We start from the raw sequence: 13003 nt of genomic DNA on the forward strand, positions 1-13003 counted from the left end.
ACACCACGATCAACACCAACCCACGCCGCACTCGCGCCGTTGAGGCGCCATTCGGAGAATGAATGTCTTTATCAACCCCAACCCGTGAAGATTTCGCGGCGCTTCTCGAAGCCTCGCTCAACCAGACCGAGATGGTCGAAGGCTCGGTGGTCAAGGGCACCGTGGTGGGCTTCGAAAAGGATCTTGCGGTCATCGACGTTGGCCTCAAGGTCGAGGGCCGCATTCCGCTGAAGGAGTTCGGCGGACGCCCGGGCGAAGAGAACATCTCGATCGGCGACGAGGTCGAGGTCTATCTGGAGCGCGTCGAGAATGCGCTCGGCGAGGCCGTCCTGTCGCGCGAGAAGGCGCGCCGCGAGGAATCGTGGATCCGCCTGGAAGCCGCGTTCGAAAAGAACGAGAAGGTCACCGGCAAGATCTTCAACCAGGTGAAGGGTGGCTTCACCGTCGACCTCGACGGCGCCGTGGCGTTCCTGCCGCGCTCCCAGGTCGACATCCGGCCCGTGCGCGACGTCACGCCGCTGATGAACACGCCGCAGCCGTTCCAGATCCTCAAGATGGACAAGCGCCGCGGCAACATCGTCGTGTCCCGCCGCGTGGTCCTCGAAGAGACCCGCGCCGAGCAGCGCCACGAGATCGTGCAATCCCTTGAGGAAGGCCAGATCATCGAAGGCGTGGTCAAGAACATCACCGATTACGGTGCGTTCGTAGACCTCGGCGGCATCGACGGCCTGCTTCACGTCACCGACATGGCTTGGCGCCGCGTCAACCACCCGACCGAGATCCTGTCCATCGGCCAGTCCGTGAAGGTCCAGGTCATCCGGGTGAACCAGGAGACGCACCGCATCTCCCTGGGCATGAAGCAGCTTCAGGCCGACCCGTGGGAAGGCATCGAAGCCAAGTACCCGATCGACGCCCGCTTCACCGGCCGCGTCACGAACATCACCGACTATGGTGCGTTCGTGGAGCTCGAGCCCGGCATCGAGGGTCTGATCCACGTCTCCGAAATGTCGTGGACCAAGAAGAACGTCCATCCGGGCAAGATCGTCGCCACCTCCCAGGAAGTGACCGTGATGATCCTCGAGGTCGACGCTGCGAAGCGCCGCATCTCGCTCGGCCTCAAGCAGGTCATGGACAACCCGTGGGAAGCCTTCCTCGATCAGAACCCTCCGGGGACCACGGTCGAAGGCGAGGTCAAGAACAAGACCGAGTTCGGTCTGTTCATCGGCCTCGACAGCGACATCGACGGCATGGTCCACCTCTCCGACCTCGACTGGAACCGTCCGGGCGAGGAAGTGATGGACGACTACCAGAAGGGCGAGACGGTGAAGGCCGTCGTGCTTGAGGTCGATCCTGAGAAGGAGCGCATCTCGCTCGGCATCAAGCAGCTCGGCTCCGATCCGTTCACCGAGGCGGCCGACGGGGCTGAAGTCCGTCGCGGCGCCATCGTCACCTGCGAGGTGAAGGAGGTGAAGGAAGCCGGTCTCGAGGTGCAGATCGTCGGCACCGAGCTCAGCGCCTTCGTGCGCCGCTCCGAGCTCGCCCGCGACCGCAACGACCAGCAGCCGAGCCGCTTCTCGGTGGGCGAGAAGTTCGACGCCCGCGTCACCCAGTTCGACCGCAAGGCGCGTCGGGTGGCGGTGTCGATCAAGGCGCTCGAGATCGCCGAGGAGAAGGAGGCCGTGGAGCAGTACGGTTCCACCGACTCCGGCGCCTCGCTGGGCGACATCCTGGGTGCGGCGCTGCGCGCCCGCAACACCACCGACGGCTAGTAAGGCTGACGCGACGGGGCGGCGCTCGACGCCGCCCCGCTCGACCATGGGCGCGGCGCTCGGCGCCACCCTGTTCGACTATTGGAGCGGCGCTCGCCGTCGTTCGTCCGGCACGGCGACGCCGGCCACAGTGGCACCCGCGCCCGGCCACTTGCTTTACGCGAAACTTAATCTACATCAAAAAAATTCGGCGCGCGCGAACGCCGCCGGGAACAAATCCCGCCGATCCAGACTTTCCCCTTTGCCACGGTTCCACGGCACTGGCTTGGGGGGCTCTATGACGTCTGAAACTGGTTCACCGCGTCATTTCGTCAAGGCGGCGATGAGTGCGCCCTACCTCGAACGCGATGAAGAGCACGATCTGGCGCTCAAGTGGCGCGACGAGCACGACGAGCAGGCGCTCGGCAAGCTGACCGCGTCGCACATGCGGCTGGTGATCTCCATCGCCTCGCGCTTCCGCCATTTCGGCCTCCCGATGGGCGACCTCATCCAGGAGGGTCATGTCGGCCTCTTGGAGGCGGCCGCCCGCTTCGAGCCGGAGCGCAACGTGCGCTTCTCCACCTACGCCACCTGGTGGATCCGGGCCTCGATCCAGGACTATATTCTGCGCAACTGGTCGATCGTGCGCGGCGGCACCTCGTCCACCCAGAAGGCGCTGTTCTTCAACCTGCGGCGCCTGCGGGCGAAGATGGCGCGCACCGGCACCGGCGTGCCGGACGCGGCGATGTACGAGGAGATCGCCGCCGCGGTGGGCGTGTCGAAGGCCGACGTGGAGCTGATGAATTCCCGCCTCTCCGCGCCCGACACCTCGCTCAACGCGCCGGTGATGGAGAGCGATTCGGCGGCGGCGGACCGGCAGGACTTCATCCCCTGCACCCAGCCGCTGCAGGATCAGACGGTGTCGGACAGCATCGACACCGACCGCCGCAGCATCTGGCTGCACGACGCGCTGAAGGAATTGAACGAGCGGGAGCTTCGCATCGTGCGGGAACGTCGCCTGTCGGAGGACGGCGCGACGCTCGAATCGCTCGGCGAAAAGCTCGGCATCTCGAAGGAGCGGGTGCGGCAGATCGAGAACCGCGCGCTCCAGAAGCTGCGCGTGGCGCTGCTGCGCGACCACGAGCGCTCCGTCTTCACCGGGTAGGAAAATGCCGCCGCGTCCTCGGGCGCGGCGGCTTTTTCGTTATCGGCGCTTCAGCTCCATCCCGGCGAGCGCCATGCACGAGCCCTTGTAGGCCATCAGCGACAGCGTCTCGTCCGTCAGCGTGCCGCGGCAGGTAATCGGGAAGGCTGCCGCCCCCTCGCCCTCGACGCCGGAGAGGCGCAAGAGGGTGCCGTCGAAGCTGAAGCTGCCCGCGACCTCCGGCCCGTCGGCGATCTTGAGCGAAAACAGGTCGTCCTCGCCGAAGGTGGCCTCGACGCTGTCGTTGGCGTAGACGCCGGCGAGGAGCGGCGGCAGGCTCTCGCTGGCGTCGGCCGTGGGCGAGGCGGGCTCGGCGTCGGTCGCCGGCACGGTCTCGGCGGCGTCGCGCTCGGCGAGCAGCGGAGCGAGCGCCTCGGTGCCGGACGTGAGCTGGTCGCGCAGCGCCTCGATCGAGGAGATCAGCGTTTCCTTGCTGTCCTCGATCTTGGCGATGGTGGCCGAAAGGCTGCTGTTGCGCTCCTCGAGCGCCGACACGGCGGTGTCGAGCGACGTGCGCGTCTCTTGAAGCGCACCCACCTTCGCTTCGAGCTCGGCGTTGCGCGTTTCGAGGGCGGCGACCTCGTCGGCGCGAGCGTCGCGCTGGCTGGTGAGGGTCGCGATCTCCTCCTCCAAGGCGCTCTGCTGGGTCTCGGCCGCCTCCACCTCGGCGCGGGCGGCGGTCAACTCGTCCTGCGACTGGGACATCGCCTCGGCGAGGGTCGCATTCTCGGCGTTGAGGGTGTCGACCTCGTCGGAGAGGGCGGCGCGGGTGGCGGTCAGCTTCTCCACTTCGCCGCGGATCGCCTCGAGCTTGGTGCGCACGTCCTCGACTTCGACCTGGCGGCCGGCGAGGGCCTCTTCGGCCTCGGCGAGACGGGCGGTGAGAGCGCTGTCGCGCTCGTCGAGATCGGCGACGGCGGTGCTCAGATTCTCGCGGTTGGTCTCGAGCTCGGCGAGGGTGGCGCGAACCTCCTCGATGCGCGTCGCCGCGGCCGCTTCCGCCTCCCGGCCGTCGGCGAGGCGGGCTTCGAGGGTGGTGATCTCGTCCTTCAGCGTCGCGGCGGTGTCGGTGAGGCGGGCGACCTCGGCGTCGGCCTCGGCCGTGCTCGCTTCGCCGGCGTCGACGGCATCGCGCACCTCGGCGAGACGGGCTTCGCCCTCGGCGACGGCGGCCTCCACCTCCTCGAGCTCGCCGCGGGCGGCGGCGAGGGCGTCGTACTCCGACTGCAGCGTGGCGCGGGTGCCCATGGCCTCTTCGAGCTGGGCGGTCAGATCGGCCGCCGAGCGTGAGCCCTTGATGGCGAAGGCGACGGCGGCGGCGATCGCAATGATGGCGATCGCGGACACCACGATGAACAGAGGCTGACGCAAGGCGGACATTTGAGCTCCTCGTTGGGGTCCTCGGGACCTTGTGGGGCGAGGATTAACCGTCCGGTTGGGATCTGTCAGCCGATTTGGGGGCGTCCTCGTCGCCGCCCTCGTGGTCCTCGTCATCCTCGTCGTCGTCTTCCTCGAACGCCTCGCTGGTGGCCGGTGGCGGGCCCGGGCGGCTCGCCGCCGGCGGCCCGCGCCGTTCCCAGGCGTCCGGATCGTAGACTTCGGCGGGGGGCGCCGGCATCGGAACGGGTGGTGCGCTCGGGGCGGGGCGGAGGTCGAAGAGGATCGCCTGCAGCGCGGCGAGGAGGTCGAGGGGGAGGACGTCGCTCTCGGCCTTCTTGTCGGTCACGAGGCTTGCGAAGTGCGCCAGCATGGCGCTCTCCGGCGCGGCGCCGTAGCCGTGCGTCTCGTGGCGGGGGTGGGACACCGCGCGGCTCATCCGCCGCATTACGCCGCTGCGCTTGAGGCGGGCGGCGATCTGCTCCTTGGTGCCGGCGCCGATCGCGGGGGCCGTCCCGCCGGCGGGGGGCGGCTCGGGAGCCGCGGCGGCGGCCGGCGGCAGCTTGCGCACCGACAGCGTCTCGGCGGCGAGCACCGGCTCCTCGATGCGCACCGCGCCGCGGGTGCCGGCGATGCGGGCGGTGTTCGACATCATCGTCGTCAGCGAGGCGGATAGCTGGCTGATCCCGCCGCCCGCGTGGCGCACCTGCAGGCTCGCATGCACGTCGACGCGGTCGTCGCTCGCGATCGCCTCGTCGATCTCGCTCACCTCGCCGAAGAGGGTGATGGCGAGCGCCAGCGGCGCGGCGAGGCCGTTGAGCACCACCCCGCCGCCGTCGGGGGCGAAGAGGGCGGGCGCCGTCTCCGCGCTCGCCGGGGCGCCGTGGTCGAGGGAGAAGTGCACCACGTCGCCGATGTCGCCCGAATGGGCGATCTCGACCGCGCGCTTGTGGGCGGGCAGGAAGGGAGCGGCGAGCGCCTCCATGAAGAGGACACCCTTGTCGCGCGCGGTGTCGAGCACGCGGCGCGCTTCCGCGGCGCTGACGGCGAAGGGCGAGGCGGCGAGGACGGGCTTGCCGGCCGCAAGGGCGGCGACGATCGCCGCGGCGCGCGTCGCCGGCGCGCCGGCCACCACGACGGCGTCGATCTCGCTCGCGAGGAGGTCGGCGACGCTGCCGTAGGCGCGCTCCAGCTCGTTCTCGCCGGCGAAGGCCTCGGCGAGGTCGATGGTCTCCCCGGCCACCGCGACCAGCTCGAAGTGCGGCTCCGACAGGATGGCCTCGCGCATCTCCCGCGCCGCCGCTCCGGTGCCGACGATGCCCAGCTTGATGGTGTCCACCGTGCTCTCCCGCCTGCGATAGGGACGAGCCCACGGCATCGGCGCCGGCGGCTCGAAGGTCGAAGTGATGTCTTGCGTGCGGCCTTCCGGGCCGGCGTCGGCGATCGTCACCAGCACCTCGGTGAGGTGGAAGGCGAAGTCGGCGGCAAGGCGCGCCGGCCGGGCCTCGTCCATGGCGTCGAGCAGCTCGGCGGGGCCGGTCATGAGGTTGTGCCCCGCGCCGCCGAGGCGCAGCCCGAAGCGGCGCCGCGCTGGACCCATGATATGCACGGTCTCCGACGCGAGGCCTTCCACGAGCTGGTGGCGCACCGTGTTGCGGCGGGCGATGCGCACCGCGCCGGTGGTGCCGTCGACGGTGAGCGTGCCGCGCGTACCGACGATGCGCAGCGTCTCCGCCTTGCGGGCGACCATGGAGGCGGTGAGGCGAGCGACGATCCCGTCGTCGAAATGGAGCGTGGCGGTGGCGAAGTCGGGGCCGTTGGGGGCGCCGTCGCCGAGCTTGTCGGGCACCAGGCAGGCGGTGCTCGCGACGAGGGAGCGCACGGGGCCGAAGATCGCGAGAAGCCAGGCGAGATGGTCGGTCCCGCCCCAAAGCGGCGCACCCACGCCGAACGCCTCGCGTGCCGGCCACGGCGCGCCCGATTCGGAGGTCCAGTCGCGGAACGGGGCCTGCGCCAGATAGCCGTGATGGAGCTCGGCGACGGCGAGGTGAGGCTTGCCGATCTGCCGTCGCCGTACCGCCGACCAGGCGGCCTGTGCCGTCTCGCCGAGGAGGCTCGCCGGGGTCGTGGCGAGGGCGAGATTGTGCTGGGCGGCGTAGTCCCTGAGGTTCGCGGCCTCGCCGATGTCGGCGGCAAGCGGGGCCTCGCAATAGACCGGGATGCCCGCCCCGAGCGCCTCGCGGGTGATCGCGGCACGCGCCTCGAGCGGTGCGAGGTTGAGGAGCAGATGGGGTCGCTTCGGGCCGGTGAAGAGGTCGTCGACGCCGCGCGCGATGGGCACGTTCCAATGGGCGGCGAAGCGGCTGAGGCGCTCGGGATCGCCGTCCCACACCGCACTGAAGCGATGGTCGGGAAAGTGGGAGGCGGCCCGCAGATAGGCATCCGCGACGAAGCCGGCGCCGACGATCGCGATCTTTCCCATGGGCCCTCGTTTCTCCCAGCGGCTTCGCGTGTGCCACATTCGCGCCAAGCGCGCGAGCCGCCGCATCGCTCGACGCGACGATTTTCTTATGGCGGCGCGCCCTCTAAGGTCGGGGCCAAGGGAGGACCCACAATGACACAAGAAAAGGTGGCCGTGGTCGGGCTCGGCGCGATGGGCGGGGGCATGGCGCGGGTGTTGGTGCGCGCCGGCTTCGCCGTGATGGGCTTCGACGTGGTCGGCGAGCGAGAGCTCGCCTTCGCCAAGGAGAGCGGCGTCGCGGCGGACCCGGAGGCGCTCGCCGACGTCTCGGCCGTGCTCCTGATGGTGGTGAACGCGGCGCAGGTGGAGGCGACCCTCTTCGACGACAACCGCTTCGGCCCCGGCGGACTGATGGGGCGCCTCTCTCCCGACGCGGTGGTGATCAACGCGGCGACCGTGCCGCCGAGCTTCGCCCGGCAGGTGGCCGGCCGCGTCGGCGGCGACCGCTATCTCGACTGTCCGGTGTCCGGCGGTACGGCGCGGGCGGCCGAGGGGGATCTCGCGATCCTCGCCGCCGGCACCGAGACGGCGTTCGCGCGGGCCGACGCGGTGCTGACCGCGCTGGCGCGGACGGTCTACCGGCTCGGCACCGAGCCCGGCAAGGGATCGGCGATGAAGGCGGTGAACCAGCTCCTCGCCGGGGTGCACATCGTGGCGGCGGCGGAGGCGATCACCTTCGGCATGTCGCAGGGCCTCGATCCGGGCGAGATCATCGCCATCATCGACGAGTGCGCCGGCAACTCCTGGATGCTGCAGAACCGCGGCCCGCACATCCGGGACGGCGACTACACGCCCCTGTCGGCGGTGGAGATCTTCGTCAAGGATCTCGGGCTCGTCGACGACATCGCCCGCGAGGCGCGCTTCTCCGCGCCGCTGACCGCGGCGGCGCTGACCCAGTTCCTCGCTGCGTCCGGCTCGGGCCTCGGGCGTGAGGACGATGCGGCGGTCGCCAAGGTCTACGCCCGCAACGGCGGGATCACCCTGCCCGGAGACGCGGCATGATCCTCGGGGCGATCGGCGACGATTTCACCGGCTCCTCCGATCTCGGTTTGATGCTCGCCGACGGCGGCATGCGGACCGTGCAATATGTGGGCGTTCCCGAGGCGGCGGCCGATCCGGGCGTCGAGGCGGGTGTCGTCGCCTTGAAGTCGCGCTCCATCGCCGCCGACGAGGCGGTGCGCCAGTCGCTCGCGGCGCTCGACTGGCTGATCGCGGCGGGGTGCCGGCAGTTCCTCTTCAAGATCTGCTCCACCTTCGATTCCACCCCCGAGGGCAATATCGGGCCGGTCGCCGAAGCGCTGATCGCACGGCTTGGGACGCGCGATCCGGTTGTGGTGTGCCCGGTGTTCCCGGCGACGGGCCGGACCCTTTATCTCGGCCACCTCTTCGTCGGCGATGCGCTGCTGTCCGAATCGGGACTGGAGAACCACCCGATCAACCCGATGACCGATCCCGACATCCGCCGCTGGCTTGCGCGCCAGACCAAAGGGGCGGTGGGGCACGTGGCGCTGCCGACGGTGCGGCAGGGGGCGGCGGCGCTGCGGGCGGCGCTCCTTGCCGAGCGCGACGGCGGGCGCCAGCTCGCCGTGGTCGACGCCATCGACGACGACGACCTCACCCTGATCGCCGACGCAGCGGAGGGCTTCCCGCTCCTCGTCGGCGGATCGGGAGTGGCGCTGGGGTTGCCGGTGGTCTACCGGCGGGCCGGGCTGATCGCCTCCCACGCGGGAGCCTGGCGGGGCACGAACGGCAAGGCGGTCGCCCTGTCGGGCTCCTGCTCCAAGGCGACGCGGGGCCAGGTGGCCGAGCACGCCCGCCACGGGCCGCAGTGGAAGATCGACACCGACGGGGTGATGGACGGCACGTTGACCGCCGCCGAGCTCGTCGACTGGGCAATGGCCGCCGAAGGTCTGCCGCTCGTCTATTCCTCCGACGACCCGGAAGCGGTTGCCGCGGCGCAGCGCAGGCATGGGGGCGCCCGCGTGGCGGAGGCGCTGGAGCATCTCTTCGGCGAGGTGGCGAAAGGGCTTGCGGCGAAGGGCGCGCGCCGGCTGATCGTCGCGGGCGGCGAGACCTCCGGCGCGGTGGTGACGGCGCTGGGGCTCGAGGCGCTGGAGATCGGGCCGAAGATCGACCCCGGGGTGCCGGCAGTGCGCTCCGGCGAACTGGTGCTCGCGCTGAAGTCCGGCAACTTCGGAGCGCCGGATTTCTTCGAGAAGGCGATGAAAGTGATGGGACGATGAGCTACGCGTTTTCCGCCAATCTGGGCTTCCTGTGGAAGGAGCTGCCGTTTCTGGAGCGCATCGCGGCGGCGAAGGCCGCCGGCTTCGCGCTGGTGGAGTTCCACGACGACGCCCAACGCACCGACCTCGACGCGGTGCGTGAGGCTCTCGGCGGCACTCCGGTCGTGGGAATCAATATCCGCATGGGCGACACCAACGGAACGGCGGCCCTGGCGGGCAAGGAGGATACCGCGCGCACCGACATCGGCGCGGCGGTGACCGTCGCCCGCGCTCTCGGCGGCGCGGCGGTGCACGTCCTCTCCGGCCGCACCGACGATCCGGCGGGCACCCAGCGCCTGATCGCCCGTCTCGACGAGGCGGCCGGGCTCGCGCCGGACATCACCTTCCTCGTCGAGCCGATCTCGCCGCAGGCGATCCCGGGTTACTTCCTCTCCACCGTGGAGCAGGCCGCCGACATCCTGCAGCAGGTGGGGCGGGAGAACGTGAAGATCATGTTCGACTGCTTCCACGTGCAGCGGGCGAGCGGCGACGTTCTCGCCCGCTTCCATACCCATCTGCCGCTGATCGGGCACGTCCAGATCGCCGGCGGGCTGACCCGGGCGGAGCCGGACCGGGGCGAGCTCAACTACCCGTTCCTGCTGCCGGCGTTCCAGGACGCCGGCTACACCGGCGCCTTCGGCTGCGAATATTGGCCGGAAGGGACGGTGGAAGAGGGGCTCGGCTGGCGCGACGCTTTTCTCTGACGCGCGCGATCGCCGAGGCACCGCAGCGGGACGACGGTGTGTGCCCGACGGGTGAGGCGGCCGAGGGTCCGTCGCGTGACCCACACTCCGTCCTGCTTGCCACGTGGCTCGGGCCGCGACACGGCTCCATGTCGCGGCAACGCTCGCTCAGTGGGCAAGGTCGGCGCCGCGCCAGATCTCGGTGTGGGTGCCGGCGGCGAGGGTGGTCCACGCGCTCGCCGTGCCGTCGGGCCAGACGATGCGGATGTCCGCGCTCGGAGCGGTGCCGAGGCCGAAATGGACCGGGCCCAGCGTGCCGCCGCCATGGCCGCCGCCGACGGTGATCTCGCGCGTCTCGAGGCTTCCGTCGGCGCGGCGGCGCTCGACGAAGGCGCCGATCGCGTAGCTGTTCGGCCCGTGCGTGCGGGGCGTGACGGTGAGGGCGCCCCCGGCCGGCCCGCGATTGTGCCAGAGCTCCAGCGGCGCCCGGCGGTTCACCACGACGAGGTCGAGCGTGCCGTCGCCGTCGAGGTCGGCGAGGGCGGCGCCGCGCGAGCGGGCGAGGGAGGCGACGCCGGCCGTGTCGGCGGCCTCGAAGAAGGTGCCGTCGGGGCGCTGGATCAAGAGGTTGTTGGGATCGGCGATGGCGTTGGTCGGCATCTGGTCGACGTTGCCCTTGGCGATGAAGAGATCGGCGAGGCCGTCGTTGTTCACGTCGGCGAACTCGGCGTGCCAGCCGGTGGAGGGGCGTCCGTCGTCGCCGAGGAACGGGCGCTGGGCGAAGGTGCCGATGGTGTAGGGGGCCATCTCGTAGCCGTCGGGGGTGGCGATCATCATCAGCTGGTCGCCCATCGAGGTGAGCACCACCTCGGGCAGCCCGTCGCCGGTGAGGTCGCGGCTCGCGATGCCCATTCCCCAGATGGAGATCTTGTCCCACCCCTCGGCCGGGCCGAGCGGGGTGAGGTCGGGCATGCGCCACATCTCCTCGTAGCCGCCGCGCACGTAGTAGTGGCGATCGTTGGAGATCCTGAGATCGGCGCGGCCGCGGCGAGCGTAGTCGGAAAACAGCATCGACAGGGCGCAGTGGCCCGGGGCGAGGGTGACGGGGGCCGCGTAGCCTTCCGGGCCCGGGCGGTAGAGGAGGTTGTCGTCGCACGCCTCGAAGGGCCCGTCGGGGTCGGCGCGGTCCACATAGTTGCCGATGGCGAGGGTGGGGCGATCGGCGCCGGGCTCGAAGGTGGCGCTGAAGGCCGTGCTCCAGCGGTCGTCCGAGACGAAGCCCCAGCGCGCCGAGGCGTCGGCGAAGGAGCAGTCGCCGGCGCCGGCGAGGAGGCGGTTCGGGCCGACGCGCAGCATGGCGAGGTCGAGGATGCCGTCGCCGTCGAGATCGAGGGGCCAGAGGCCGGTGGTCTCGGTGGCACCCGGAAGGGGCGGGCCGGCGGTGAAGGCGAGCGGGCCGCCGGGCGGGGTGGCGTTGACGTAGAGGCGGGCCGGTTCGCTGCCGCCGGCGGCGACGATGTCGGGTCGGTGGTCGCCGTTGCAGTCGAACACGGAGACGCCGCCGCCCACGAAATGCTCCCATCCGCCGGCGTAGACGTGGGGTGGGCCGGGGAGGGCGGACGCGGCGTCGACGAAGCGCGGGACCGCCGGGGCGTGAGTGTCGGCGTCCGCGGCCGCGGCGGAGCCGGCGGCGAGGAGGCCGAGAAGGACCGCCTCGGCGAAGCGCGCAGGGCGGAAGAGCCGGCTCACCCGCGATTCTCGCCGAGAAGCTGCTCGGTGAGGCGGGCGAGGGCGAGGGCGGCGGCCCCGCGCGCCCACACCATGTCGCCCCACGCGTTGATCTCGACGCGCGGCGTCGGCCGGCCGGTGTCGAGGGTGAGGGAGGCGACCTCGCTGAGCACGTCCTGAGCGTAGAGATAGTCGAAGCGCATCTGGCTGCCCGACAGGATGACGAGGTGCGGGTCGAACAGCTGGATGACGTTGGAGAGGCCCACGGCGAGGGTGCGGCCGGCACGGCGGAAGATGGAGCGGGCGGCCTGATTGCCGGCCTTCGCCTCGGCGAAGAGGCGGTCGAGCAGGTGGCGGGCGCTCTCGGCGGTGTCGCGGTTCCAGTCGAGCGCCGTCTGGGCCTCGCGCACCAGCGCGTAGTCGGCGACGTAGGCTTCGAGGCAGCCGCGCCGGCCGCAGCGGCAGAGGGCGCCGTCGCGCTGCACCTTGGTGTGGCCGAGCTCCATGCCGAGGCCGTGGCCGCCGCGGAACAGCTGGTTCTGCAGCACCATCCCCATGCCGACGCCGTTCTCGATGGTGACCACCACGAAGTCGGACATCTCGCGGCCGGCGCCGAACCACAGCTCGGCGAGGGTGAGGAGGTTGGCGTCGTTGTCGATGGCGACGGGGAGGCCGAGGCGTTCGGCGAGCATCGCGCCGAGCGCGACGCCCCGCTCGGTGAGAAGCGGTGACCACAGCGCGATGCCGGCGGCGTGATCGATCACGCCGGGCAGGCCGAGGCCCACGCCGGCGAGGTCACCGCGTCGCAATCCGGCGACGGCGAGGGCGGCCTCCAGCACCTCCTCGGTCTCGTTGAGGGTCTCGGCGATGGTCATCCGATAGGCCGCCGAGGTGGTCGTCGCCTCCGCGATCATCTCGCCGGCGAAGTTGAGGATGACGGCCGAGTGGGCGTCGTCGGAGAGCTTGATGCCGGCGATGACGAAGGCGTCGGGCCTCACGGTGAGTGCCACCGGCGGGCGGCCGCGCGAGGCGTCGCGCGGGACCCCCTCCACCTCGGCGACGAGGCCGTTGGCGATCAGCTCGGAGGTGATGGCGGTGACCGAGGCCGGCGACACGGCGAGCTCGCGGGCGAGATCGCTGCGGCTCGAGGCTCCCGAGGCCCGCAGGAGCTCGAACAGACGTTGGCGCAGGGGTCGTGTCTCGGTCTGCCGTTGCAGCAGCGGGCCGCAACCGCGGCCGGGCGTCGACAGCGAGGAATCGGCGGGAATATCGATGGCGCAATTCCTTCGGTGAGCGAAGCTATATCTCGCTCTATCATGCCGAAGTGCACGAAAAATGCCAGTGAAATTAGCAGAATGGCATCAGGGGAGCATTTCGCACATGCGAAATGAGATTTTTATTTTGACAGCTGAAATAAAAATGCCAATCTGACGCACCACCCCCGCATTTGCGCACGACAA

The 13003-nt window shown here is 70.5% G+C and carries 9 protein-coding genes; 5 read left to right on the forward strand and 4 right to left on the reverse strand.

The features are described 5' to 3' along the window. Positions 1 to 62 precede the first annotated feature (62 nt). Positions 63 to 1769, forward strand: coding sequence for a 30S ribosomal protein S1 (rpsA, locus tag JCR33_RS10130; protein ID WP_198881933.1), 1707 nt, complete (start codon positions 63 to 65; stop codon positions 1767 to 1769). 277 nt (positions 1770 to 2046) lie between these two features. After that, complete coding sequence (locus JCR33_RS10135) at positions 2047 to 2913, forward strand: RNA polymerase factor sigma-32 (protein WP_198881934.1); 867 nt, start codon at positions 2047 to 2049, stop codon at positions 2911 to 2913. 39 nt (positions 2914 to 2952) lie between these two features. On the opposite strand, the gene JCR33_RS10140 is transcribed toward JCR33_RS10135, so the two are convergent. Next, on the reverse strand, positions 2953 to 4332 hold the full coding sequence (locus JCR33_RS10140) for a hypothetical protein (RefSeq protein WP_198881935.1): 1380 nt from the start codon (positions 4330 to 4332) through the stop codon (positions 2953 to 2955). 43 nt (positions 4333 to 4375) lie between these two features. Further along, entirely contained in the window at positions 4376 to 6811 is a 2436-nt protein-coding gene (locus JCR33_RS10145) for a Gfo/Idh/MocA family protein (RefSeq protein ID WP_198881936.1), read from the reverse strand. A gap of 132 nt (positions 6812 to 6943) precedes the next feature. Here JCR33_RS10145 and ltnD point away from each other — a divergent pair, with 132 nt between their 5' ends. From ltnD to JCR33_RS10160, 3 genes are read left to right on the forward strand one after another with little or no spacing between them, the layout of a single operon-like run. Next, positions 6944 to 7852, forward strand: a complete 909-nt coding sequence (gene ltnD, locus JCR33_RS10150; RefSeq protein WP_198881937.1) for an L-threonate dehydrogenase — start codon at positions 6944 to 6946, stop codon at positions 7850 to 7852. Next, entirely contained in the window at positions 7849 to 9093 is a 1245-nt protein-coding gene (gene otnK, locus JCR33_RS10155; RefSeq protein WP_198881938.1) for a 3-oxo-tetronate kinase, read from the forward strand. Before ltnD ends, otnK begins: the two co-directional genes overlap by 4 nt. Beyond that, positions 9090 to 9836, forward strand: coding sequence for a hydroxypyruvate isomerase family protein (locus JCR33_RS10160; protein WP_198881939.1), 747 nt, complete (start codon positions 9090 to 9092; stop codon positions 9834 to 9836). Before otnK ends, JCR33_RS10160 begins: the two co-directional genes overlap by 4 nt. 147 nt (positions 9837 to 9983) lie before the next feature. Here the strand turns inward: JCR33_RS10160 and JCR33_RS25500 are convergent, their stop codons facing one another. Together JCR33_RS25500 and JCR33_RS10170 are read right to left on the reverse strand one after the other, a co-directional pair. Further along, positions 9984 to 11564: a CRTAC1 family protein gene (locus JCR33_RS25500; RefSeq protein WP_198881940.1), complete on the reverse strand. Its 1581-nt coding sequence runs from the start codon at positions 11562 to 11564 to the stop codon at positions 9984 to 9986. Next, a complete protein-coding gene (locus tag JCR33_RS10170; protein ID WP_211110198.1) occupies positions 11561 to 12658 on the reverse strand; it encodes an ROK family protein in 1098 nt (365 codons plus the stop codon). The genes JCR33_RS25500 and JCR33_RS10170 overlap by 4 nt, the downstream gene beginning before the upstream one ends. Positions 12659 to 13003: the final 345 nt, after the last annotated feature.

Source organism: Acuticoccus mangrovi (genome assembly GCF_016411865.1).
Taxonomy (GTDB): Bacteria; Pseudomonadota; Alphaproteobacteria; order Rhizobiales; family Amorphaceae; genus Acuticoccus; species Acuticoccus mangrovi.

Bases quoted from the DNA above. Each gene is read 5' to 3' on its own strand.
- otnK (WP_198881938.1), top strand. From the start codon at position 7,849: ATGATCCTCGGGGCGATCGGCGACGATTTCACCGGCTCCTCCGATCTC.
- JCR33_RS10145 (WP_198881936.1), bottom strand. From the start codon at position 6,811: ATGGGAAAGATCGCGATCGTCGGCGCCGGCTTCGTCGCGGATGCCTAT.
- ltnD (WP_198881937.1), top strand. From the start codon at position 6,944: ATGACACAAGAAAAGGTGGCCGTGGTCGGGCTCGGCGCGATGGGCGGG.
- JCR33_RS10135 (WP_198881934.1), top strand. From the start codon at position 2,047: ATGACGTCTGAAACTGGTTCACCGCGTCATTTCGTCAAGGCGGCGATG.
- JCR33_RS10140 (WP_198881935.1), bottom strand. From the start codon at position 4,332: ATGTCCGCCTTGCGTCAGCCTCTGTTCATCGTGGTGTCCGCGATCGCC.
- rpsA (WP_198881933.1), top strand. From the start codon at position 63: ATGTCTTTATCAACCCCAACCCGTGAAGATTTCGCGGCGCTTCTCGAA.
- JCR33_RS10160 (WP_198881939.1), top strand. From the start codon at position 9,090: ATGAGCTACGCGTTTTCCGCCAATCTGGGCTTCCTGTGGAAGGAGCTG.